The 24,282-nt window shown below is 46.7% G+C and carries 27 protein-coding genes; 10 read left to right on the forward strand and 17 right to left on the reverse strand.

What is annotated here, in order from left to right:
• Positions 1–60: 60 nt before the first annotated feature.
• Entirely contained in the window at positions 61–492 is a 432-nt protein-coding gene (mobI, locus tag PR725_RS20460) for a conjugative transfer protein MobI(A/C) (RefSeq protein ID WP_094962583.1), read from the reverse strand.
• A gap of 1,014 nt (positions 493–1,506) precedes the next feature.
• On the opposite strand from mobI, the gene PR725_RS20465 reads away from it, so the two are divergent.
• The 8 genes from PR725_RS20465 to PR725_RS20500 all read left to right on the forward strand — a co-directional run bounded on the left by PR725_RS20465 (position 1,507) and on the right by PR725_RS20500 (position 6,038).
• Positions 1,507–2,532: a ParM/StbA family protein gene (locus tag PR725_RS20465; RefSeq protein WP_272570321.1), complete on the forward strand. Its 1,026-nt coding sequence runs from the start codon at positions 1,507–1,509 to the stop codon at positions 2,530–2,532.
• Positions 2,533–2,647: 115 nt separating this feature from the next.
• Positions 2,648–3,079 carry a hypothetical protein gene (locus PR725_RS20470; protein WP_272570322.1) on the forward strand — a complete coding sequence of 144 codons (432 nt, stop codon included), beginning with the start codon at positions 2,648–2,650 and terminating at the stop codon, positions 3,077–3,079.
• Between the two features lie 30 nt (positions 3,080–3,109).
• The gene (locus PR725_RS20475; protein WP_272570323.1) at positions 3,110–3,673 is read left to right on the forward strand and encodes a transglycosylase SLT domain-containing protein; all 564 of its coding nucleotides are present in this window, start codon (positions 3,110–3,112) and stop codon (positions 3,671–3,673) included.
• A complete protein-coding gene (locus PR725_RS20480; protein ID WP_272570324.1) occupies positions 3,666–4,199 on the forward strand; it encodes a hypothetical protein in 534 nt (177 codons plus the stop codon). The genes PR725_RS20475 and PR725_RS20480 overlap by 8 nt, the downstream gene beginning before the upstream one ends.
• A complete protein-coding gene (locus PR725_RS20485; RefSeq protein ID WP_272570325.1) occupies positions 4,196–4,711 on the forward strand; it encodes a FlhC family transcriptional regulator in 516 nt (171 codons plus the stop codon). The genes PR725_RS20480 and PR725_RS20485 overlap by 4 nt, the downstream gene beginning before the upstream one ends.
• Positions 4,711–5,130 carry a hypothetical protein gene (locus PR725_RS20490; protein WP_272570326.1) on the forward strand — a complete coding sequence of 140 codons (420 nt, stop codon included), beginning with the start codon at positions 4,711–4,713 and terminating at the stop codon, positions 5,128–5,130. Before PR725_RS20485 ends, PR725_RS20490 begins: the two co-directional genes overlap by 1 nt.
• Positions 5,131–5,179: 49 nt before the next feature.
• Positions 5,180–5,347 (forward strand): hypothetical protein, encoded by a 168-nt coding sequence (locus tag PR725_RS20495; RefSeq protein WP_272570327.1) that lies wholly within the window; start codon positions 5,180–5,182, stop codon positions 5,345–5,347.
• On the forward strand, positions 5,322–6,038 hold the full coding sequence (locus tag PR725_RS20500) for a hypothetical protein (RefSeq protein WP_272570328.1): 717 nt from the start codon (positions 5,322–5,324) through the stop codon (positions 6,036–6,038). The genes PR725_RS20495 and PR725_RS20500 overlap by 26 nt, the downstream gene beginning before the upstream one ends.
• Before the next feature lie 62 nt (positions 6,039–6,100).
• Here the strand turns inward: PR725_RS20500 and traN are convergent, their stop codons facing one another.
• Entirely contained in the window at positions 6,101–8,815 is a 2,715-nt protein-coding gene (gene traN, locus PR725_RS20505) for a conjugal transfer mating pair stabilization protein TraN (RefSeq protein ID WP_272570329.1), read from the reverse strand.
• Between the two features lie 192 nt (positions 8,816–9,007).
• Here traN and PR725_RS20510 point away from each other — a divergent pair, with 192 nt between their 5' ends.
• Positions 9,008–9,184: a hypothetical protein gene (locus PR725_RS20510; protein ID WP_272570330.1), complete on the forward strand. Its 177-nt coding sequence runs from the start codon at positions 9,008–9,010 to the stop codon at positions 9,182–9,184.
• 55 nt (positions 9,185–9,239) lie between these two features.
• Here PR725_RS20510 and PR725_RS20515 read toward each other — a convergent pair whose 3' ends face one another.
• The 4 genes from PR725_RS20515 to PR725_RS20530 are packed head-to-tail and all read right to left on the reverse strand — an operon-like array spanning position 9,240 to position 15,242.
• A complete protein-coding gene (locus tag PR725_RS20515) occupies positions 9,240–12,395 on the reverse strand; it encodes a conjugal transfer protein TraG N-terminal domain-containing protein (RefSeq protein WP_272570331.1) in 3,156 nt (1,051 codons plus the stop codon).
• A 14-nt stretch (positions 12,396–12,409) separates the two neighbouring features.
• Positions 12,410–13,846, reverse strand: a complete 1,437-nt coding sequence (locus PR725_RS20520) for a conjugal transfer protein TraH (protein WP_336297992.1) — start codon at positions 13,844–13,846, stop codon at positions 12,410–12,412.
• Positions 13,847–13,849: 3 nt separating this feature from the next.
• Positions 13,850–14,926, reverse strand: coding sequence for a conjugal transfer protein TraF (gene traF, locus PR725_RS20525; RefSeq protein ID WP_272570332.1), 1,077 nt, complete (start codon positions 14,924–14,926; stop codon positions 13,850–13,852).
• The gene (locus PR725_RS20530) at positions 14,904–15,242 is read right to left on the reverse strand and encodes a hypothetical protein (protein WP_167732466.1); all 339 of its coding nucleotides are present in this window, start codon (positions 15,240–15,242) and stop codon (positions 14,904–14,906) included. Before PR725_RS20530 ends, traF begins: the two co-directional genes overlap by 23 nt.
• Positions 15,243–15,540: 298 nt before the next feature.
• On the opposite strand from PR725_RS20530, the gene PR725_RS20535 reads away from it, so the two are divergent.
• Positions 15,541–16,410 (forward strand): hypothetical protein, encoded by an 870-nt coding sequence (locus PR725_RS20535; RefSeq protein WP_272570333.1) that lies wholly within the window; start codon positions 15,541–15,543, stop codon positions 16,408–16,410.
• A 353-nt stretch (positions 16,411–16,763) separates the two neighbouring features.
• Here PR725_RS20535 and PR725_RS20540 read toward each other — a convergent pair whose 3' ends face one another.
• From PR725_RS20540 to PR725_RS20590, 11 genes are all read right to left on the reverse strand, one after another.
• On the reverse strand, positions 16,764–16,976 hold the full coding sequence (locus tag PR725_RS20540) for a hypothetical protein (RefSeq protein WP_272570334.1): 213 nt from the start codon (positions 16,974–16,976) through the stop codon (positions 16,764–16,766).
• 42 nt (positions 16,977–17,018) lie between these two features.
• The gene (locus PR725_RS20545) at positions 17,019–17,528 is read right to left on the reverse strand and encodes a hypothetical protein (protein ID WP_272570335.1); all 510 of its coding nucleotides are present in this window, start codon (positions 17,526–17,528) and stop codon (positions 17,019–17,021) included.
• Positions 17,529–17,565: 37 nt separating this feature from the next.
• Complete coding sequence (locus PR725_RS20550) at positions 17,566–17,955, reverse strand: hypothetical protein (RefSeq protein WP_272570336.1); 390 nt, start codon at positions 17,953–17,955, stop codon at positions 17,566–17,568.
• A 35-nt stretch (positions 17,956–17,990) separates the two neighbouring features.
• Positions 17,991–18,251 (reverse strand): hypothetical protein, encoded by a 261-nt coding sequence (locus PR725_RS20555; RefSeq protein WP_272570337.1) that lies wholly within the window; start codon positions 18,249–18,251, stop codon positions 17,991–17,993.
• Positions 18,252–18,294: 43 nt separating this feature from the next.
• Positions 18,295–18,522, reverse strand: coding sequence for a hypothetical protein (locus PR725_RS20560; RefSeq protein WP_272570338.1), 228 nt, complete (start codon positions 18,520–18,522; stop codon positions 18,295–18,297).
• 3 nt (positions 18,523–18,525) lie between these two features.
• On the reverse strand, positions 18,526–18,840 hold the full coding sequence (locus PR725_RS20565; RefSeq protein WP_272570339.1) for a hypothetical protein: 315 nt from the start codon (positions 18,838–18,840) through the stop codon (positions 18,526–18,528).
• Between the two features lie 60 nt (positions 18,841–18,900).
• The gene (locus tag PR725_RS20570; RefSeq protein WP_272570340.1) at positions 18,901–19,386 is read right to left on the reverse strand and encodes a hypothetical protein; all 486 of its coding nucleotides are present in this window, start codon (positions 19,384–19,386) and stop codon (positions 18,901–18,903) included.
• A 98-nt stretch (positions 19,387–19,484) separates the two neighbouring features.
• Positions 19,485–21,263: a VWA domain-containing protein gene (locus PR725_RS20575; RefSeq protein WP_272570341.1), complete on the reverse strand. Its 1,779-nt coding sequence runs from the start codon at positions 21,261–21,263 to the stop codon at positions 19,485–19,487.
• A gap of 92 nt (positions 21,264–21,355) precedes the next feature.
• Positions 21,356–22,615 carry a DUF3150 domain-containing protein gene (locus PR725_RS20580; protein WP_272570342.1) on the reverse strand — a complete coding sequence of 420 codons (1,260 nt, stop codon included), beginning with the start codon at positions 22,613–22,615 and terminating at the stop codon, positions 21,356–21,358.
• Positions 22,616–22,709: 94 nt separating this feature from the next.
• Positions 22,710–23,771 (reverse strand): AAA family ATPase, encoded by a 1,062-nt coding sequence (locus tag PR725_RS20585; RefSeq protein ID WP_272570343.1) that lies wholly within the window; start codon positions 23,769–23,771, stop codon positions 22,710–22,712.
• A gap of 69 nt (positions 23,772–23,840) precedes the next feature.
• Positions 23,841–24,215: a hypothetical protein gene (locus tag PR725_RS20590; protein WP_272570344.1), complete on the reverse strand. Its 375-nt coding sequence runs from the start codon at positions 24,213–24,215 to the stop codon at positions 23,841–23,843.
• Between the last annotated feature and the right edge of the window lie 67 nt (positions 24,216–24,282).

Consider the following 24,282-nt stretch of genomic DNA (forward strand, 5'->3'; position numbering starts at 1 on the left):
TTCCTCAAAAGTTAATTTTAACCATACCGGTTGTTTTGTTTACGCAGCCAAAGCCCCACGCTAAAGCTGCTTCCTGCTTTCCGTTATCCGTCGAGATAACAGCTGCCTAATCGCTCGGTTCTTTTTCATCTCAGAACGGATCAAACTAAGCTGCGGTTCGTAGGTCACAATGAGGGTCAATTCACGGGGCGTTGCATCCGTGAAAACTTTCGCCGGATAGCTCTCCCCTTTGTTCACCTTCAAATACTTCGGAACCACCCTTGCAACTTCTCCACCTGCCTTTCGCAATGGAGTCATCCTCGCCCAGCGGATCCGAACAGATGGACCCTGCTTAACAACGTTGAATGAGTAATGCGCTTTTTCACCACCAGCGGTTGCCAGCTTCCAAAAATCTTCTCTCAGCGTTGTTGCTTCGGCAGTCAAAACATCCGCCGATCTGTCCAGGGCTTTGACGCTTTCCTCCAGATGCTTGATGTAGCTTTCCACATCCATCGAGTTACCCTCACGTTAAAAATTCAAAAAGGTCAAAAAAACGGAACCCCTATTATTACCCCACATGAGATCTCTTCCGGCTAAAGCAAAAATACCCAAAATCGGTTCAAAAACTCAGTTTCACCAAAAAAAGCAGTAATATTATTACGCCGCCTTAGTGATCTCATGGACTGTTTCTCTTCTTTTGCACTCTCATGGCGAAAAGAAAAGGCATCAGAGTTGTCGAGTGACTACATGAAAATACCTTTTTGAACAAAGCCGCACTTTAGGGGCTTGAAGAGGCCCAAACACCGCCTTTGTACCAACCCCGTATATAATATGGCATCAGAGTTCTCTTGTGGCATTTCCCTTGATTAGCACTCTTATGGCGAAAAGAAAGGCATCAGAGTTCTAAAGTCGTAACGTCTTCCAATTACCAGGCACACTAAGCACTAAAACATCACTTCAACTCAAGGTTTTTCGTCCTCGAAACGAGGTGCTTTTCCGATTTGCGCTCGAATCAATCCCATCAAGCCCCGTCCTCGTAACGGTCAAAATATCGACAAAAAGAAGAGGGGTAAGCAGATTTATCCGCTCAAAAAAATTTGGTCTAACCGGTGAAAATCTGACCTGCATTTGGGTTAGGTAATTTCGTCAGCGGAGTTACCCATGATAAAACCTGAGGGGTAAGGTGAATCAAAAACAAGGTTTCACCCTGATTCGATAGCCTTGATTTACGGCTATATCTAGCCACAAACCAGGGATAAAACAGGCCTTAAATGAGGGCTAAATCTAGCCTTAAAAAACGGCTAAATATAGCCGTAATATATGGCCTTTTTTGTCCTCGTTTTGTCGATGAAAAAGGGTGTTTTGTGATTTTTGAATGGCTATGATGTGCTCCGATTGTCTCGGGGCGAACGAATTTTTCGGGGTGATATCACGACTGTCTCACCTTGCCAACAGCATAAACTGGCAAGGATGAGGGGAGACGGAAGGGTGTCACAAGCTGTAATTATGTTAATAAAAGGTTAGCAAATGAGTAAGAAAAACGCGATCGTATGTGGTGTAGATGTTGGTTATAGCAACGTCAAAATTGCGACTGGCGATGCTTTTGCTTCTGTACCAGACGTCGCAATCTTCCCGGCGTATGCCACCACGGTAGAAGAGGAAGACGTCAATCTGGTGAAGCGGAACCGCGACCATGAAGTCACCGTCTACCCGAACGGAAATATGTGGCGAGCATTCACTGATCGTCCGGACGGCCGTGAACTGCATGACAGCTATCACACGACGGAGATGTACTTGGCGCTGTACTTTGGCGCGTTGGCAAAAATTGCAGAAAAGGTCGGGAGCACCATTGATCTGTTGGTAACTGGACTGCCGGTAAGGCTCGCCAGCGATGATAACGAGCGCTCCAAATTGGTCGCCAGATTGACAGGGACGTTCGCGATTAACCCAACCACGAAAGTGACGGTCAAGCAAGTTATGGTGATCCCGCAAGGCGTTGGCGTTATCAACGATGTCGCGAACCGCGAAGGCTTTATCAGTGAGGATGAACTGTCAGAATCCAATATTCTGGTCATCGACCCAGGCTTTTTCTCGATGGACTATGTAGCCTTCAGTAACGGTAGCCGCGTAATGGGTTCCAGTGGCTCTTCACTGAAAGCCACCAGTACGATCATTGAAGGGATTGTACGCACGCTCAACGAAGAAAACCCGCATGAACGTCGCGATGACTTGCCGGAAATGGTTGAAATTGCGTTACGTAAAGACGCGGCAACGTTCTTTAATGGGGCCCGCCACATTGAAGTTAAACCGTTGCTGAGCAAAGTCATCCCACAGATCGCCGGTGGTGTTGTGAAAGAATTACGTAAGAATGTCCGCTCGTTAGGGGCTATTCACATCATTGTGACTGCTGGGGGTGGCGCACCTTATTATGAGCAGGCCGTGCGGGAAGCTTTCCAGAATGCCCGTGTTGTCACGAGCCCAAATCCGGTCGCCAGCAACGCGATTGGTTTTTGGAACTACGGCGTTGACACCGTCATCTATGGCGATGAATAACGGATAAGGATACGCCATGCAGTTACGGGTGACGATTAACGACATTCTTTGTCCCGAGCTCGCTGCGCACCTTGAATCCTGTCCGCCAGGCAAAAGAAGTAGCGCACTGGTAGCCTTGGCGAACAGGGCATATCTTGAAGGGTTAGGGCGTGAAGCTGCGCCCAATACCCACAAGAAAGGAAAGGTCAGCGAGAAACCGCGCTCACAAAAATTGGCAAAAGGAGAAGGAAAAGGGCAGAATATTTCGTCGCCGGTGGGGACCGGTCTACAATCGTCTTATTCTGAAAACCAACCTGAGTTAGCAAAACAGCACGTAGCTCAGCCGTTGGCATCACAAGCAGTAGAAGTAGTATCTGTTATACCAGGAAGCATTATTGAGTCTTCGGAGCCGTGTGGGGCGGTGTTGATGAAGAGCGAGGCAGGAAGCGAAAATACATTGTCGGTATCAGTGGGCACTCAATCCACTGAGAGGGATACCGATGTTAACGCTGAAAAATCGATCCAGACAGAGACCACGTTACCGCGTAAACGGTTCCGCTTAGGCTAAGCCTCTCTGCTTGGATTAGGGGTAAACAAAATGGGTAAGTTACTGTTAAGCGCCAGTGTGGCAGCAGTAATCCTCTCATCTCAAATACTTCCAGTGCATGCTGGAGTGGTTGATTTGCGAGGAACGGCATGGGAAAAACATGCCAAGAATGAATGCGGTCTTGATCCACATCTCTTATACGCCGTTGCTTTATGGGAAAGCAAACAGCGTGCCGGTGGCGGCGGTTATGTCGCTCCAAGTCCGTGGGCACTGAATAATGCAGTTTACGGTGCCTACTATCCAAAAAACTACGAAGATGCGAAACGCGCGCTTAAGCGCTATATGGCCGCATCTAAAGTAACCGATATCGGTATCGCCCAGGTCAACTATCGCTGGAACGGGAAGTACGTCAGCAAGCCAGAAGATCTTCTGGATGTAGACACTAACATTCGGGTAGGTGCGAAAGTGTTATGCAACGCTATCAAAAACTCCCCAGATGACATCGTTTTAGCTATAGGTAGTTATCACACTCCGAACCCGGCACTGCGTGACAAAGCACGTTGGTACGGTACGAATGTGCTCAGGATCTGGAAGAGGCTGATTGAAAATGGTTAATGAAAATATCTCTTTATTGAGCTGTGCCGCTTCACTGGAAACACGCGCGCAATCCTTTTTCCGCAGTCCGTTTGTACTGTCTGAAGATGACCGCTTCGTGTTAAAAGACAAAGACCTTTTAGCTCAGCTGACAAAATCTGTTAAATCTTACAACGTACCTGTTTTTATCGTTGACTACATGCCTGGACGCAAACTCACTGAAGTGGATAACTTCGTCCGGCATGACTCCTACATCCTCCGGCTTGCACTTCTGGTGTATAGCATCCGGGTGAAAATTCTAAACGGCACGCTGGCCGAGTCATTCTATTGGTTAGGCTCCGATGAAGCGTTGAACTTCATTGAGCGGCTTGATGATAGCCAAACAATTGACGCCATCATCAAGGGTGAGCTTTATATCAAACCAGTTCGTTCACTGCGGGAGCTCGCTTCTGGAGAGTGGAGCTCTGTCTTTGGCAGTGATAACCCGCACATGACTTTACCAGCCTATTTACAATTACGTTATGAACATTGGAGCACTGATCTATGAAAGCCGCACTCGTAAAAGATGAAGACATTTTTGCTTTAGCACAGCGGATGGTCAAACTGGGCTTCCGACGTCGCATCATCACCACGTCGTTGAATGCCAGTGACCGACTTATTGACCATTTGAAAAAACAGTTCGGCCAGGAAGAAGTGGCAATCGGGCGCTTGAAACTCTCGGAAACCTTCTTGGCTTCACAGCCTAAAAAGATGGAGGCTACGAACTTTATGAGCATCTATCTTCGTCGCGCGAAGGACCCGAGCAATCAAGATGATATCAGTGAAGTGGTGGATTCGTTTGAAGTGTACCGCGAATTGAATATGCGCTTCAGACCGACCGTTGCGGCGGACGTTATGCTTCATCCTAATGAGGCCTGGACACTCGCGCGCGACTTCCGTTCTGATGAGATCCGTATGGTGAAATGCGTACATTGTAAAATGTCCTTTATCACCCCCTTTGACGGTGACCGTTCGAATAAAAAGCAGAAGTGCCCATTCTGCGAAGATAAGGCTCATTGATGCAAACGCGTACTTTAATCGGGCTATTCACAGCGTTAGCTTTGCAGGGATGCACTTTCAATACGCTACCGGGTAGCCAGTTGGTCGCGCCCGGCTATATGCGCGTGAATCTGTGCCAGAAGCTGGATACACCTGAGCTTTGCAAGTCGAAGTTCGGCGAGTTTAAAAAACGGCTGATCGTGAAAGATATTTCCTCCACGGCGGGGTACATCATTCCAGATTCTGTTGGTTGGGAATGGGCAGTAAACAAAGTGAATGCTCCTTTCATTTTCTATGACCCTGAGCTGAAGGCAGAAATCCGTCCCCAGGCAGGGGATTTTATTCCAGGCAATTTTGAGCCAGCCATTAAAGTCCCCTGCACGAAAGATGCGTCATGCGGCCACCAGCAAGTGCTAACCGCTTGGAAAGATTCAATTTAAATCAAATCAGTAGTGATAGCTCCCTTATTTGATAAATAGGGGATTTTTTTTGCCCGGATTTCTTCGTCAGCGGTTAGGGCGGGGTTACTATGATCTCAACACGAAGAACTACTTACCTGCAATCCTACAAACCAAAGGTACTCAACATGAAAAAGATTTTGACCGCATCCCTGATCACCCTGGCGATGGTAATGACTGGTTGCGCTTCCAAACCTGAACCGATGCCAATGGATGTTAATCCTTCGGAGGCGCTTCAGTTCGCCCGAGCGATGAATATGCGGGCTATTACGGATGAAGGTGACAATTACCTGATCTACAATGAACTAACCTCAGATTACAACGTTGCTCCATACTCTCAGCCAATCAAAGCAGGGGAAACCGGTAGTGCCAGAAAAACCAGTGGGGCACTTGGTGATGTTGCCGCTGGGTTTATTACCCATACTACGTTTATCCCTGTATTAAGCGTGCTAACTTCTAAACGACCAGCATCATCGCCTAGTGGTTTTTCAAGGGTTGGTTCCTGGTCTGGCAGTGATGACGGCATGAAGATCGTTGAAATCGTGAAATCAGAGTTGCCAAAAATGGACGGGTGGAATGAAAACCCAAAATGCCCACAACATGGTAGTAATGTAGGTGTTATGGGTAAACATACAGCGGCTGATGGTTCTCTGATTACTTTGGATGCTGCTTCATTACCTCGGCCTCCGGCATTGGAGGCCAGTGCTAACGTTGTGCTTTATGGATTTAATGCTTGCTTTTTTGATTTAGGAAACAGGAAGTCTAATCAAGAAAAATTTCGCCAGATGAGCGAGCGATTGGGTTCAAAAATGGCACTGTTTATTCAGGGTTCTCAAGAGCACCCTCCGTATGTTTACCATAATGGTCGGGTGTTAGAATTTAAAAAATAAGACCTTCACTAATAAAAAAACCCGCCAAAAAATGAGCGGGTTTTTTTTATGCATGCTATGTATTAACGGACTTCAATGGATGCGCCTGCCTTCTCCTTCAGGTCATTAACATCGACGCTGTCCACACCACTTTGGAAACGTTCGAGGCTGTTTTTACGCTTACCGTCAACGTTGAGAATGCTGCCTGAGCCGGTAATGCTGTCGAGGTTCACTGATTCAGGCGTTGGCAGTAAATCGGCTGAATACAGCGAGCCAATCCACTCGGACAGGTCAACTTTTTGGAAATCAATTCGACCAAACTCTTCCAGCGTGAGTCCTCGGCAATCCGGGTTCTTGCTATCTCCCCAACCAATCCCCAACTGCGCGCGTCCTTGCTCTTGGAAAATTCGCCCAATCTGTGAGTTGAAAGTACAGTAACTTGAGCGTTTCTCGATGCATTGGCCCAACACTTTGGATTGGCACCAGCTGTCAATAAAGGTTGCGAGCTTGGTTTCTTTCTTTACGGCCAACTTAAATTCATCAGCCGTGCAGGCCCAAATGATGTTGACCAGAATGTTGGCTACCTGGTAGGCCATGTAGGCGTAACCGACAACAGATACTGCGCTAACAAGGGTGGAGGAAATTTCGGTTGATGCAGTAAGAGCACCATCAGGGCCTACAGCTGACATACCTTGCTGAACACCTTCGCTTGCGCCAGCTTCGAAAATAGCGTTGGTAACACTCGGTCCAAACGTATCAAGAGTCCATTGAGCCGCTTGCTTGGTGAGTGTGCCGACGGCTTGATCCATCATTTGACCGATACCCAAGTCAGCAACCTGATCCGCAACAGCTGAACCTGCATTGCCGGTGAGGCTATCCAGTGCAGACATTGCAGGTTTTGTGATTGCGTCAATTGCGCTATTAGCCAATTCAGACCCCATGTCGAATAAGCCTTTACCTTGCTCAAACATACCCGCCTTCACGGCCAGCGCATCTGAAACTTTCAGGGTATAGTAGGTAAGCTGTAGGTATTCAATCCAGCTAACATCAACCGGTTGATTACAACAATCGACCCAACCACCCAGCGCTGATTTACAGGTAGCTGCTTCTCCTTTAAATAAAGTACAAGCACGGTCAACATTAATGGTCTCGTCACCGCAACTCATTTCGTTCACCGCATAAGTAGCTGCCTGAAGCATTGCTACTGCCGTCTGAAAGTCACCGCTAGGTTCTGATTCTGGTGTTAAGCAGGTACCGTTAATGCACTGCACTGCGCCTGCACATTGGTACGTCTCAGTTTGTGTCGTGCTTGGTACTGTAACATCTTGGCCGCAATCCCAGGTTTCTGAGGCCTGCCAACACCCGCTTTGTCCACCAGCGGCACCAGTAATACAGGTGGATTTGATAAAGTGACAAGCGTTGTTGTTATCAAAGTCTTTGCAGGAGTTATTGACGCCACCATCGGTGCCACAGTTAGAGACTACCGTCGCGCTGCGACAGAAAGGCGATAAACCCCCGATCGGAGGTGTTTTAAGGTCTTTCTCACAGACAGTCACGCCGTTTATGTAAGCGCATCCATTAGCATCGGGGGTCACGGTCTCATTGCAAGTGACCGAATAATTTTGGCAATAACCTTGGTTTACTGCATCCAGGAAAGTATTGAATCCGTCTTGGTTATCGGAGATCCATTCGTCTTTGCTAACAGCTTTCGATGGGTCATAGCGCACCTCAAGCTTGGCGTAGCCTTCCCCTTCACCATATACAGAAACTCGAGTTTTGAAAATCAACTCATCACCATTTGCAACTTGTCTGAAGTTTTCAGTTACATCAACGTTAGGGTTGACCTGCCAGCTGGTATTCAGTTCACATGGACCTTCGGTTTCAGGCGGGAATAATTCCCCTTTATTGTAGCTCCAAGGGCGACGTTCCCCTTTCGTACCTGCATCTTGCATACCCGCCACTGGGCCTGCAAATATCTTATTATCGCCAAGATAAATCTGAACATAGTCATCCCAGGTGGCATAAGTCAATTTTGCACTGGAGATCGCTTGAGGATTATAAACTCGGACACCTGTAAATTCTTCGTAGATTTTACATCTACCTTTCCAGTAGTTATCTCCGACCTTGCCTACCCATAGTGTTACACAGGCCTCACCGCAGCCTTCAATGTTAGCAGAGCCGGAGCTATGACTCAGGAAGCCAGCGACGTAAGGGTGGGTTAAACGGTAAGTGCCGCTGACACTGGTCGTGCGGGTACATTCTTTGAAGTCAGGGATATGCTGCTTAACTCCGTCCGTATTGAGTTCGGAGGTCATCGAGCAGTCATCCAGATCCTGCATGTATTTATCCTGATTCGCCAGGAAGTCTTTGTGCTTATCAAAGATAGAATCCGTAGCTTTCAGTTTTGCTGTCGTTTGTGTTGAGCCTGCAACGGCGCGATAGGCTTCGCCCCGCAAAGAGGATTCAGAGGCAAGTGCAGAGCCCGTGTCAAAGCCTAACTTTTGGGTTTCGCCATCATTTCCATACACGGACTCCAGCTGATCCAGTGAGGTGGACGATGCCTCGCCGGGATAGACGTTATTTAAATTAACGGCCTCACCATTCCCATACTGGACTGTACCGTTGCTATTGGCAGAAAGACCGGGCAGAGACTTATAGAATTCAACGGCGGACTGAGCGCTTGCTGCTGAGTTTGACGAGTAAGCGTAGGGGGCGTACATTGCGACACCCAAATGACTCATCGTGAACAGCGTGCAGACCGTTTTTGAAAACCAATTTTTCCTAAAAAGGGTTATCATTCGTAATCACCTTGTAGATTGCAGGCAGGGATGGGTAAGCGTTTCTCAGAAAATTTCGTCACCGGAAAGAACTGTGCGAGAATCAATGCATAGAGACGCCATTGAGCAAGCATAAATCAATGGCGCATACGGACAACAAAGAAGGGCAGCAAAACGAGGTGCTTTTCTTTCACTGATATTTTGGAGTTGAACATGAGTACATTCGGAGCACACGGTGTAGATTATCTACCTCCTATCGTGATCGATAACACACCAATAAAAACGAAAAAATCACCACCCAAACCACCAGGGGTTCAACGAGACATTGCACTTTGCATGTTTTGGTTGGTGCTGAGTATCCCAGCCGCCTACATGCTTGTTACCGGTTAACGTGATTTAGCAAAAAAGCCTCCGATTGGAGGCTTTTGTATATTAAGCGATAGCTTTATTTCTTCGTGTGATCGGACATGATGGACTCGACGGATTCTTTCACAACATGCGCATCAGTGCGATGCATGTTGCTCTTAGTGGATTCCACTTTACCAATAATCGCCATTGCCAACTGTTGGTCACCACCTTCCAGTCTACCGTTCACGTATTCACCACCGGTCGCGAGGGAGACCGCATGGAAAGCCTGAATGCGGGCGTGTTCCATTTGCTCCGGAGTGTTATCCTTGTCTTTTACAGTACCGTACAAATGAGAGATGGCATTTTTAGCGTAATCGCCTCTTTCACCGCCAACACCAGTCACTTGAGAGGCCATTTCTTGCGCCTGCCCGTATCCTTCCTGATAAGAGAATCCGCCTGGTTTAATGCCATTTGAGACCTTGTCCAAGGCGCTTTGGACCTTAGGCATCGCATCTCCAGTCATGCCATAGTTGGATTTGTTGACCAATTCGTAACGTGCAGCATTTCCTCGCAGTGTGTTCATTTCTTGAGTTGACCTAGCTTCATGGTTGTCAACCATCCCTCTGTTATCGAAGTGTTGATCAATAACTCTCCCTTGAGCCGCGCCAGGAGCAGACTCCGCATAGTTACCGGCGATACCTGCTGCTGCCTGACCTTGAGTCGAACTTGAGTTACCATCAACACCACCCGCAATGTTATTAATATGGCCTTCAGCTTGCTCGGCTTTACCGGCAATCCCCTGATTTGCCCTGGCCGCATCAGAGCTCAGTTCTGGTTGTTGCGAACCACCACTGACGAAACCCGACAGTTTAGCGACTTCACCTGCCTGACCGATTGATGCTGCCGCACTGAACTGGGCAAAGGTGTGTGCATCTTCCTGCGTCATCCCTAATGAAGAAAGGCGTGCAGTATCTTCGTTTACCCGCTGAGTTAAGTCTTCGCGACCTGCTAACACCTGAGTTAATGCCGCTTGTGCTTCAGGGCTACCGCCGATAGATTGAGCGATCTGTGCAGAGTTCATGTTCTGACCCATTGAGCTGCTCATCGAATACTGCTGAGCTTCAGAATAGGATTTTTGAGCCGATTCTTGTTTTTTATAAGCTTCAGAATATTGTTGAGTTGCCGCAGTGTTTTGTCCTGATGCTTGCATGCTGCTGTAATAGGCCATTGAAGACTGTGACTTAATTTGACTTAGTTGAGAGCTCATCGCGTCGCTGTTTGATGCGTTATCACTGCTTGAATAACTGGCGTCCGCTGTGTGGGTTTTCCCTTTGGTGGCCGATTCATTGCGCTGCAAGGATGCAGATCCAGAAACGGATGCACCAGACCCGGCAAACTCCAATCCAGCCTTAGCCTGAGCGGTACCTTGTACCGAGCCCATATTCAAAGCTGTCAACGCTTCAGCTTCGGATGTTCCGTTACGCGAAGCGACGTCTTGCACAAACGAACGCTGGGATGAGGTCAAAGAACCCAATGCGGCCTGCATCGCATCTTGACTTTGCTGCGACTGGGTACCGTTTCTCATATTGGAAGCCACTTCTTGGAACATTTTCCCCTCAGAGGCAGACCGTTCAGCCGAGGCTGATTCGACGTTCTGTTTAGCGCTAGCGAGGTTGGTTGAAGCGGATTGCTTCATATCAAATTTAGGCAATGCTGAAGAAGCTCCACCCATCACAGAGCCACTCGAGCGATCGAAGTTGACATCGGCACTTCGGTTGTTCATCGCAGGAGCGTTGGACACATCAGGTGCCATTTGTTTGGTATCAGCTGCATGTGGAGCGGCGGCCGAGTTAGCCAGAGAGTTAAAGGCCACAGAGCTACCCCACACAATGAAGCCCCCCAACGCGGGGATCATAGCGTAGAGATTACCCGCCAGACCGATACTTTTCTGGGTTTCATAAAGCATGATATAGAGCTTATCAAACGATACTTGACCCGGATCGCTGAAAATAACCGACAGGTTGTTTTGTGTATGCACTAAAACGTACATGTTCACAATCGCAGCGAGTGGCATCCAGGTCTGCGTCCAGATAATGACCAAGAAATACTTCATTATCAGGCGAACGCCCATTATTCCCAGGCCAACCAGAAATGCCATGAATGGCGTTAAGGCATAAATAAGACCTTGAAAAATTGGCATGAACGCGGCCATCCAAGACAGGAAGGACGCTCCGGATGATGCCCACTGGAACGCCTGCTGGGTCTGGGTTTGGGTTCGAGTGACCGCTGCTGCACCGCGAAATGCTGCTTCATGACCATATTTTGGGACATCGCGCAGGTACGGGTACATGATCATGGTCATTTGGAAATCACGCATGGTCGTGCCGCTAATGTTATAAAAGTTCAGAATTTCCTGTGCCTTAGAGCTTTGCGAGCAAGATTTACCTGGCACACAGTCTCTGCCCAGCGCTTTGTAAGAGCGTTGGAATGCAGCGGTCAGCATTTTAGTTGAACTGGAGTACATCATATTTAGCTTGTCATAAGCTTCGGCACAAGTGTATTGCGAAGATACATCTTTCATGTCTGGTGTAGACGGATCCCAACCCACCATTTGCCCATCATAAAGGACGACGCGTTGGAATGAGTCAGTTGACCGTAGAGCCTGAACACCTTCCGTGCTTCGATACAGGGTAGAATAGGTTTTAGCACCGCGCGCAATATCGTTCATAACACACGTTTTCATGTAATTTTGAATACTACGCGCAAAATCCACACGAGGTTTTTCGTTCGCCATAAACCACTTCATTGGGTTTTTCATTGAATCGTAAAACGTGGATAATGCCACCAGCGGATCCAATGCCCCGTATTCCGTCATTGAAGGTGTTGAGAACGCTTGTTCCATTTTTTCCGTAATCGAGTAGCCTACGGTTGAAATAATGGACGCTGAAGCCGCCAGACCCGCAGGAACGTTATCCACGGCGCGGAAGCGCCCTGAAGTCACGTCTTCAATATTTACGCGCGCCGAAACTTGGAAAAACACCATATACATGACGATACAAACAGCCATGTTCTGGAATGAAATTGTTTTCCCCGCTGAAATAGCCGAAGAAATAACAATCCCGATCACGCCCAACAACGCTGCGATACGGAACAAATCAGAAAACATACCGCTATTCATGAGCATAGCGATGGCATTGAATACATTATGCATGAATTCGATGTCACCGACTGTATAGACGTTCCACTCAGTCATCTGTTCCTATCCCCTTAGAGAGAGCCATCAACCGAACCTTCACTCTGGAATTCAGTGAGCGGCAGCGATTGCATGTAATGTTGGAAGTATTCTTGGATCTTCACCTCACCACCGTAACGGGAGGCCAGCGTAGCGTAGGAGACATCCAAATTTTTACGAGCTTCATCAATCAGCTTGAGAACTTCCTCGTAATAAGCTGCCGCTGAATTGTCATTGGACTGTGCGTATCGAGCCCCTGTCGCTGCGGCGGTAAGCAGGTCATTTAGGTATTGGTACGCCGCAGAATAGGAAAGCACTGGGGCAATGTCGCGGACATAGGAAAAACTGGCGTTCAGATCACGGCGCGCAAGGGTAGTGGCTTTGTTGGCTGCACCACCTACGTTATAGTAAACGGCCTGACGCAGACGCTCATCGCTTACCGCGCCACCTTCATTTGCTGACATCAGATACCCGCCGTGGACAAAGAAGTTATTGATAGTATTTGCCACGCCATTCAAGCCAATAGTTTGTTGGACAGGGCCTTCACACGTCTCTGTTTGACCAACGCAACTCCACATTTGGAACTCTGGGTCACCATTAATCACGGAATTGAGAACCGTAGAGGTCGCGAGTGGAGCAAGTCGGATCACCGATTTCTTAACAGAACCGTCTTTATCGGTGCCTAATCCACCCCCGATAATGATGGTACCAGTCAGCGACATTACGAGCTCTTTTTGTTGTTGCTCAGAGCCTTCAAATTGAGATGAGAACTGCCCATTCTGAAGTAAGCACCACATCAAATTACCGTAGTCACCACAGGGTTTGCGCTGCCCGGCTTCTTCTTTTTTCTTCTCTGGTGCTTCACCACCACCAGCATTGCCCCACATGGCTTTAAACTGATCCACTACGCCGTCAGAAGACAGCTGTGAAGAAACTGATGCCTTGGCGTTTTCACCGAAGGCAGAGGCCGTATCGACCAGTAAACCTTTCGCCAGTTGGCAGGAGTTAACGGTCAGATCGTTCATCTGTTGAATGACCGCCTGCATTTTTGAAATGGCGTTATCCAGTACCGCATCCATCGCGTTCAGAGCCAATTGGAAGGCTAGACCCGCAGCGTTAGCGGCGATGTTACGCAGCATCTGGACAAACTGCTCCGCGTTGATAAATGAGAAAGAACCACCGAAGAGGTCGATGCCACCGCAACCGCCTGAAGCAGAAGGAAGGTCAATCGCTACGGGGGTGAGTGTCCGCAGTTTGTTTCGTAGCACAAAACCACCCCCCGTGTAGCCATCGCGCGTGATGCTGTGATAGTCACCGGCACTGGTCGTGTTTGACATAGACCCAAACATACTGTCCAGCTGCGAGCTGATATCCGCAGCGCTAGCTGATGCAGTAAACAACCCAGACAGTGCTACCGAAACAGCCAGCATAGTACGTTTAAATCCGGTAATTTTTGCCTTAGTTGTACCCATAATTTACTTCCCCCCGCTTCCGTTGTTCGGCTTGGTTGAAACTGCGTACCCAGATTTTTTCTGGATGTATTTGATAAAATCGTCTGAGTTTTCCAGGTACTCTTCTGGCATGTCTTTTAGGATATTTGAGTCGATATAACCATTGTCGTTATACGGAAGAGTGCTCTTGTACTGCTCGTTGGTGATAAGCCCCGAATCATGTGCAATCATAATGGTCCGGGATATCAACTGGTCAGCACTGAGAGGTCCGAATGAAAGAATGCGTGTCGCCTCTGGTGGAATAGCCAGTGCGAGCGCGGGAGTGTTGTTGATCTGCAACTTGGCCGCTTGACCAGTATCCGTGCGCCAGTTCTCCATGATGTTTCCGGGCATTGGTTTGCCATCAACTGAAATGGGGATTACTTTCATACCAGTCATGTAAGTGAACGTATTCATAACCGCTGCTTGTTTCACACAGATTGAGCAATCTTCACCTCGGAAGAAGAAGAAAATCCCTGCGCGAGTGGCAATGTCTTTGATGACTAATCGTGAATTTTTCTCAGCCTCAGCAGACTGATCCATAGCGCCGAAGGTGGATGTAGAGCGACGGCTGCTTTCATCAATCAGCGGGTCAGTAGACGTCACTAAGCGCGCCATATCAGTAAACCGGCTCGCCTTGTCCAGCATGATGCGCTGCGCAAGGTAATAGGCTCGGACGTTTTCCTGAGTCGGCTCGTCGATTGCGCGGTCACGTAATTTCTGCACGTTTTCACGGTACCAGGCCACGGTGAAGGCTTCTGGCCCGGCTTCATCAGCAACCACTACGGAAGGTTCAGGAACAGGCATTTGCTTGTCCTGATCTTCGGCTTTGTCCGCTTTAGCAACGGTAGGCTCAGGTTCAATTTCTTCCGGCGGTTCAGGAGGCGTCTTTTTCCAGAACCAACCTTCTTCCTTCCCATCCAGAAATGATGTGCCACCAGCGGTAACCTGTCCGTTGGTGGCCTTTGGTTTATCTTTGCCACTCTCTGCTACCGCATGAGCAGAGAGCACCCCAAATACCAGGGTAGCGATGACTGTTTTACTGAAACTTTGGAATTTCATCTTCATTACCTTTGGTAAGAATTGCCGCTATCCTGTCAGTCCAGAAAAAGGAGTTTTTCCCCTTAAAAACCCTGGCTTTCTCCAGCTGTTGGCACAGTTGATAGTGTCGGTACCTTTGTTGCCCGATCTTCTTAATGATGCTTTCGGGTTTGATGCCAATTTCCTTACAGGCCTCATCGAGAGTCATGCGTCCGCCGTACTTTCGTTCAAGTTCACGCTGCAAACTGAGTCGATTGGAGTCAGTGCAGAGTAGGGCGGGCAGCTTAAAAACAGGCATGAGCATCGATCGGCTGTGAGCACATACGAGAAGTTTCATCAAATCCCTCATCTGATGAATCAATGAGCGGTCATTTTGTCATAGACAGATAAGGAAAACGGCAAAAAAGGGCAGCAAAACGAGGGCAAAAACCGGTGCTATCAAGGGGGTGAGCGAAACCCCATGATGTGTTCGCTTTGTTTACTGTGAGTGAGAAGAGGGGGGAGGGCAATTATTCAATCCCATAAATTGATAAGGTTTTTATTCTTTCTGGTAGCACCAACTATAATCATTCATACTTAAATATGACCATTTAATAATCTTAGTTTGGAACTGTTTATTCTCAGGAGAGATCTCAGTGAAAAAAATGCATCTGTTATATCTGTTCTTCTTGGCCTCTTATAGCTATAGCTCACATGCAAGTGAAGCTATGTGCCCTAAAGAATCAGCTCAAATTAACGCCTTTAATAATTTCATTTTATATGATGAAAGCATTGCGAATGATCCACTGAAGGAAATGAGAGCTCAAACCATAAGTAAGAATGGCTATCTAACTGGCGATATGAAGGTGACCTTTGATAATTGTGGTGCGCTATTAACCTTAGAAGGTAGAGAGATAAAAAAGTCAGAAAATAATGGACGAGTATTAATTTCTGACTCAAGAGTTAATTTAATGAAAGCTGTAAAAGATTGGGATTACGAATATGTATTTAAGATGACGATTATTGATGAAAATGGAGAGGGATCAGTCCTCATGCAGCAGAAAATGAAAGGCAAGTATGAGGCTGATGAAACGGGAAAAATCAACAAGGCGACCGATATATCTGATGTTGAATTTGCTGATGAGAACGTGACTGGTAAATCAGAAACTTCGTTTGTAGTTAACAGGGATGGAAAGTTATCAGAATTAAAAAGGCGAAGCACCCTGAATGAAGATAATTCCACTAAAAAGTTTTTTTATGACCAAAATGGTCGGTTAGTAAAGGCTGAAACGGACTCTGGTAGCGATGAGTTTTTTTATGATGAGACTGGGAAAGAGTTGAGCATAAAGTCTATCAAAGCGCTATTTACAGCCGAACTTAGCACAACTACATGTAAGGAGTGGAATGAGCATGGGAGATGCACCAAGGCTGAATTAAATGCGGCCTCAGTATTCAAAGGTGAAAATGGCAATGAAAACAAAGTTGTTAAAAATCAGGCGGATATTTTATTTAGTTATACATATTAGAACCACGCATCAGTCTTAAAGCAGTAGTGATATGGCGAATTTTAAGCAAAAAAACCCTGTCCGAAGACAGGGTTTTGGGTGGTTACCCTAGGCTGATATTACGATTTGCTCTTGTCGCGCGTGAACGCGATCGGCATCGAGACAATCAGTAGAACTTTGATAACAAAGTCCTCTGTTATCTTGAGTCCAAAATGTCCACCGAAGATGATCACCATGACAGCGATAGCGACAGTGAAAACAAGAGAGAAGAAGCGAAGGGTATTAAGTTTCATTTTAAGGCTCACAGAGGGAGGTTAAGCGCAGCCAAGAGACTGCGCGGAGGGGAAGTTAAAACAGGAAGTTAAAGCAGAAAGTTATAGAGAGTGACGCAGTTTCATCATTATACCGTAGATATCCTGAAGGATAAGAACGGCAAAGTAGACGGCCAGAGCAATGCAACCCGCACCAATGACAGCTAAGACAACCAAAACGATAACCATCGTCATGACGTCAAAGCTGAAGAACAAGGTTGCAGCAACTATGATCAGGCCAGGAACCAGCGGCAGGAATTTTAAAATGTTTTTCATACATCACCAATGAGAGAGAGTTTGTGGGCAGACAAAAAGCAATCAGTGAAACAGACGCGATTTCAATCCGATGCTGAAACGAGAGTAGATGCCTCCAAAAATAGTGTCTTTGAAAACATCGGGATTCCCATCATCAGCAAAAACAGCTTTAGCCATTTCCACGATACTCACCAGCATTTGTGCGCAGAACGCATTTTTCTTAAACAAACCCAGGTACAGGCTAGTATGAATAACCCTGTTCAGATCAAAGGCCAGGTTCATCAATAACGCTTGATTAACCGAGAACCAAGGGAAATCAGGGTCATTGCTTTGTTCAATACCAACACCAATTCGGTTCATTGCGAGCAATGTCCGAACCTCGCCTTCCAAATCAGCAAAACGATGGTTGATGTCGATATAGGTTTTTTCATCAATGACTACACCGTGATCATCACGCAAATCGGAACCGCGTGAATAATCTTCTTCATCAACTGGAACAATTTCCATGAGGATATTGCGTACAGCGATAGGGAAGGTTGTGGTGTAGTGGTTGTCAGAGGTAACGTAACGCATGAGAAATACTCCTGTAAATACAAGTGATAGATAAGAATTACCAAACTCGTTGTTCTTTCATGAACTCGGGCTCATGTGCCACGAAACGAATAGCTTCAGCCATCGTTGAGTCGAAGAACTTGGAACACAATTTCCGGCCAAGCAAAACTATCTCATTTTTGAGAAGGTCAAGCTTTGGGTCGGAGAACCGGCCACATGCACAACAATACGCAAAACGCGTCGCCAGCTTTAACACCTGGGATTCGTTCTGATTAACACCAAACGCAGTATTGGCAATGCCAAGTCCACGATCATTAAGCAGTTTCACAGTCAGCATGTCGGAATGAATTAACACCAAGTCAGCCTGCTCCTGAACATCAGAAGTGGGCCAAAGGGGCATTTTTTCAGACACAAAACCGTAAATGCTCAATTCGACAGAATGAGACATACGTACCTCTTTAATAGATTTATAAATTTAGGAAGTTAAAAGATACCGGGCTTGCAACGAGCTAATGCGGCCAGGATGCGTTCGCGAACAGGAGAAGGGCTAACAGCTGCCTGAATGCCTTCAATCCAATCCTCAACCGGTATGCGGGTGAATTTGTCGTCTGTATTGCGGATACGAAATGCAATCACTGCCCAACGTGATAAAGCATATTTAACACAAGCTTCATCACCTGGAACGACAACGCCACGCAGTTTTGCGGAAGCGTTATTGTATTCAATCAATGCACAAGCACTCATACAATTCACCAAAACGAAAGGCCCGCTTAGGGGCCTTTGCTTTTCAAAAGTTAATATTATCGTTTACTGCGACAGGAATGGGTTCCTGGTGTGCAGCGATATCGATGAAGTTAAAACGTTTAATGTCGGTGGCGCGAAGCACTTTGCCAGTAGAGAGCACAAAGGTCTCAACATCAGAGTGGCGACTATCAGGCCAGGACTGAGCTATAGAGGTTTCACGGATTAAAAACGACCGTTTGTTTGATGTAAAAGACACATAAGGTATCAGCATGGCTTAACCCTCTGAGTCCATTAAACCATAACCGTAAGTCGTTAACGTATTCACTAAACACAGTGCGTCAACGGTCATGTACGGCCACCAATTACCGTCTTCATCACGGAAAAAGTGTATTTCCAGTGAATCGGGGGCCATCGGGTGGTATGTATTGATCACGAAAGATTCTTCAAAAACAGGCAGAGTTTCAAACAGACTAACACTACGCCTCGGTGAATTGTCATGCACGTAACCAATGAGGTCATCAATCATTTCAACGGTAAAGCCGCTTTGTGGCTCAACGACAGAAGTATCAAAATTAATATATTTAGCCATGATGATTATCTCCAAGAGAAAGTAAAACGCTGACAAATGCCAGCGTTATTCTTTAAGCCGTTATGCACACTTCCGAGCAGCTTTGTTCGGGTAGTAGTGATAGAACGCCTTCTTGTATTTTTCGAAACCGCGACGCTGTGAATCAACGAAGTCCATATTTGATGGGGCATCGTAGTGCTTGGACTGAATCAAACGATCTTGTTCAGCCAGATCATGCTTCCAGCGGTGCAGAACACTCATACGAGTCTCTTCGGGATCCAGTTTGGCGAAGAAGCAGCAGCTGGTGAAAGAGCAAAGGTCCGACTGATTTTTATCAGAGAAGAACCAGAGAATTTCATCAACACGCTGTTCAACGTTACTTCTGGGGGCCGTCATGATGTACAGAGAGTCACGGATAATTTCGTAAGCCATCTGTTGCGAGTAACGCAGTTCATAACGGTCATCTTTGGCAGCGCAAATTGCTTCATAAGTACGATCGTCAGCATCAAACAGTTCGTTGAAGGACAATTGGTTTTCATGAGCAACAGCTTTTTTGGACATAGTCATTTTGAACACCTTTAATAGATTTAAAATAAATTTAGGATTTAAAAACCCGGCCCACTGCAAAGCAGGAGGCTAAGGGTTGGTTTAGGAAGGTTTTAAAATTAACGAGTTAAAGCTTTGCGGGTGACTTCAAGAAGTTTTCCGCGTAGGGCAGAGACAGAACCGACAGCAACACCAGTATCACTAAACAAAGAATTCATAAGACTTGCATTAGCACCACCAAAACCGATGCCAATAACAATCACGCCTTCTTTTTTTGCATCATTGACCATCTGGATGACAGGGGCCGAGTTATCGGGCTTTCCATCAGTGACAACAACCATGACATGGCGATCGGCACGCGCATTTAGCAAGTCACTGAACGCAGGCCATAAAGCTTGTTCCAGTGGCGTGCAGCCATTTGCGCTGATACCAAATTGCTTTGCGTTAACCGCAGCCCGGAAGCTTTGTTCACGCGCTTTTAGCAAGCCAACGTTATTTGCGGTGGCATGAGGGAAATGATAGGCCGAAGTTGAAACACCTTTGATGCCATCCAATGCAAAGAGCAAGGAGACAACAGCAGCTTCAGCTTCAACCATGTCAGAACCCAAAGAACTGCTTGAATCAAGCAGAACCGTAAAGGCAGAGTTGAACTCAACAGCTTTGGACTTGTGTCGGAATAGCTTGGTCTCTCCTAGGAGAGCTGAAGTCAGCCGACGCGTATCCAAAACACGACCCGTTTCTTTGTGTGTACGACGAGTTTGTTGCATACCTTGAAGCAGCCCATGCATTGACTGACGAAGGCCAGACGCAGCCTGAACACCTCGGAGAACCGAAGCCTCAGTGGTTGCGTGACGCTTAGCCGGTGCAACACCGAACGGGGTAGCCGCAGGAGTACGTTCACTTGGAGAAACATTGTCTTTAATACAGTCATTCAGGCGTTCACCAGCACCTTTAATAACCTCATTGAGATCATCATCAGTGGTATTGGCGAAGGGGTCAGAATGGGCTGCTTTAGAAGACGCTGAGCTGGTGGAAGCGCTGGTGGAAACATCACTGCCAGAAGCAGGGCTGTCTCCGTTATCAGGTTCATTACCAGGCTGAGCAGAAGAGCCTTGAGACGGTTGGCCGTCAGAAGATTCACCGTCAGCATCAGCATCAGAATCGGAACTATCACTGTCATCGCCAGGCTGTGAGTTATCACGGCTTGGTTCAGACGGAGAATTGTCACCGGGTCCAGGAAGCTGATCTTGTTGGTCTTGTTGATTTTCGTTAAAAGCATCTACTGCGAGATCGTAAAGACGACAGGAAATATCCAGACAGTCGGCAATGGAAGGCGCGTTAATCGCCAAACCGAGTATGTCCATCGCTGTATCAAACATGTTTTGTCCGAATAAGCGAATGAAGTCTGATTGGGCTTGCTCAACAGGAATGTTCAGCGCGTGATAACGTTTGAAACCACACAAAAGCAAACCGTTGATAAACGCTACAGCAGGGTCATCAGTAGGTTGCGTGTCCTCATTAAAGACAAAGTGATTTAACGCTTTGAGATATGAAGGTACACCAGGGAACCGCCGACCAATCGCACGTTCAATACGAAGGTCTTCGGTTATGTTTACCAGCTGATGAAGTACACTTGGGTTGTAACCTTGTTTGGCGCGAGCAGGAATGCCATCTACCAGAATCGGAAACTCTGTGTATTTGACATGTGCCGCTTCGTGAACCAAATAACCCAGAAGGACGTCAGACAACTTTTCAGCATCCTGATAAAAAGGAATGTTGATAGTGAATGAATGACCTTGCTGGGAAGCATAAGCCGTAGAACCACCAACCGATACGGTCACACCAAGCTGATCACTCAGGGCGCGCGCAACGACAGGCAGCGAGTTATAAATACCCATACTTACCTCACAATAGATTTAATAGATTTAAAGGGACAAGAAACTGTCCAGAATTAAGGAATTAAAAAAGGCCCGCGAAGGGGCCTTAGAATTTAGAACAACATAATACCGTCATCATCTGAATCGACTTCAGCGAAAGTTGCTGAGGCCGGAGCATTCAAATCAACAGCACTCGTGGCAGGAACGTCGAACGAACCTAACAGAGCGCTATCATCAACAACTTCAACATCACAAACAGGCGGGGTAACTTCAACAGGAGCTGACGAATCAACATCTGAAGTGACCGGATCAGCAACAGGGCCAGCCGGAGGCAGGTCAGTTGGCAATTCGGACAGGAAGTTATCATCAATCGTTTCTGCAACGACAAATGCGTTCGTGTGTGGAACCACGTCAGCAGGTGCAGTAGGCGTTGAGTCCAAAGCCGGTTGCGCTGGAGGAGAAACCAAATCGGTAGACGGCAACTCAAAAGAGTCGGCGATAACCAAAGAAGAATCCAAGCCTGAAGCAGCTTGCGGATTTGAAAGCAATTCAACGAATGATTTAGCGGATTTAGGATTGCGAAGGTTGTTAAGTAATGACAGAACGTCGTTGTAGTGTTTATCACGAATTTTCCCAGTCTTTGGAACGCCACTAAGCACATCAGTGATGTACTTGTGAAGCCCTTCGACTGTGGAGTCTATGAAAGCCAACGTTTGAAGTTTATTAGCAATAGCACGGATCGGATTCAGCGTGTGCTGAGAAATAGCATCAGAATTAACGTTCTTCAGATATTTTTCGACGGTACCAGCAACTTCTTCAAAAATTTCATCGGACATGCTTTTAACTTGTCCAATAAGGTTTTCATTAACAATGGAGTTACCGAAGGGAGTAATGTGAAGCACTGAAAAGCCAAATTGAATTTGTCTGTCCAGATATTCCAAATCAATCGCAGCTTCGCGAAGTAGGATAGCGCGATACTTTTCTTCGAAAGAGTTAATCCAGCCATTGAAATCAGCCTTCAAAAACTCCTGTTTGTAACCGTAAAATTCATGCTTAAGAATGTTCAGTTCGCTAACTAACTCGTTAACTTTATCAGTTGGGATAGCGTAGCCACCCATGAAGCGAATGCCAACCTTCAAACAAGCTGTAATAGCCTTGTTCTTAAAGCGATCAAATGGGTTGATCAGCTGAGGGTCAATAATCTTTTTCGAACCGAGAGACACCATAACATCAGGTGGCAAATCAGCACCGACACCGAGATCTTCTTTTTTCAGTTTACGACGACCCGTTGTAATCGACGTTCCGTCCAGAGAAACTAAAATCAGTTGATCTAAGATTTGAACATTAGCATTGGATTGATTGTTAATAGACATAGTAATTACCTTATTTAATAGATTTATAAAATTAAAATGGCCCGGAAGTGGGCCGATGTTTAGAGAGTTGTATTCAGAAAGACTTTTGCGAGGCTTAACCGAAAACGGCTTTGAGGATGGCATGCAGAGCACGCTTATCATCAGCACCAGCACGGTTACCGATTTGCAGGTCGAATGAGAGTTGCAGAGCATCAGGCATTTTGGCCTGTTTCATTAGCAAGAAACGTTCAACCCAGGCAATCAGGGAGCGGGTAGAGCACGTAACAGACAAACGCGTGTCAGACGATACAGTGGGTACGTTGATGGTAGAACCACCAGCGGGCTGATTAAAATCACCAGCGATATCACTGCCGACAAACAACTTGCGGATGATGTTAGCGAGTTCAACAAACTTACCTGCGAGAGTTTCATCAGGAATAAACTTTTGGATTAGCGAGGTTTCAACGTCTTTCGGCATGTAATTCGCGTTGATGAACATGTAGCGATCGAGGTTCGCCACATTCAACACTTTGACACCACCGTAGACACCCGTTAAATCACCTTGACCAATAGAGTTGGCTGTGGCGACGAAACGGAAGTTAGGATGCTTTTTTATCACTTCGTTGGTTTCAGGAATAACAAGATTCCCACCTTCCAAAATAGCGTTAAAAGCGTTAGCACAGCTTGGGTCAAGCTGGTCGTATTCATCCAAAAGGAAGATAAGACCAAACTTGTAAGCCAGTGCCAGAGGACCATAAAGGAAGTCTGTACGGGTATCACCGGTCATTTGATCACAAACGAGACGAAGACCACCGACAAGACTATTAATGTCCAAATCCTGTGAAGCCGTTGTTTTCATTAGAGGCCAGTTCAGTCGTGCAGCAACTTGCTCGACAATACTGGTTTTACCGCACCCTGTAGGACCAGAAATCCAAAGCGACTGACCTTGAGGGAAGTTAATCCACATCAAAACAGAAGCGCGCAGGGACGGTTCAAACACGTAATTTTTGTTTCGGGCAGGAATGGCTGCACTGAATGCATTATCCGACGCGAAACCGGCATACGGTTTAACTTTACCCTTCATGTGTTCTGGAATGGTAACGCCGAATAACTCTGGAGAGATAGCAACGTTACGAACCAAAGCGTCTGAAGATAAAGCAGTATTAAAAGTAGTCATGAAAATAACCTCATTGATTTAGATAGATTTAAAAAATTTAGGGGGATTAAAAAGTTAGGAGTTGTCGAATTAAGCAGCGGGGGAACAGCAAACCAGATTGGAATGCGTGTAACGGCTACTCATTTGTCCTTGTTCACAGACAATCGACTTGGGTGCATAGGTGGCATACGCCTTGATACCACGCTCAGTAAGCGCGGAGATCAGGGTTGGCATAAAGTACGTTTTGGCATAAACCAAAACACCTTCAGCCTGGTGACGGGAACACAGCAGCAAAGCGATATCTGCAAGATCGTCGGCACGTTGTTGCATTAACGAAATAGTCGGGCAGTCATTGAACGAGAGCTTTTCACGAATAACCTGTGAAACGTTACGTTCAACATCAATAACACCCATTTCGCGTTGTGCGTCGGATGCTTTGTATGCGGTCAGATTAACGATGAACATGGAGGAACTCCTGAAATTAATAGAATTTATAAAGTTAATTGCTCACGAGAAATGGAGCGAGATTTAA

Source organism: Providencia sp. PROV255 (assembly GCF_028478065.1).
In the GTDB taxonomy this organism is placed as follows: domain Bacteria; phylum Pseudomonadota; class Gammaproteobacteria; order Enterobacterales; family Enterobacteriaceae; genus Providencia; species Providencia rettgeri.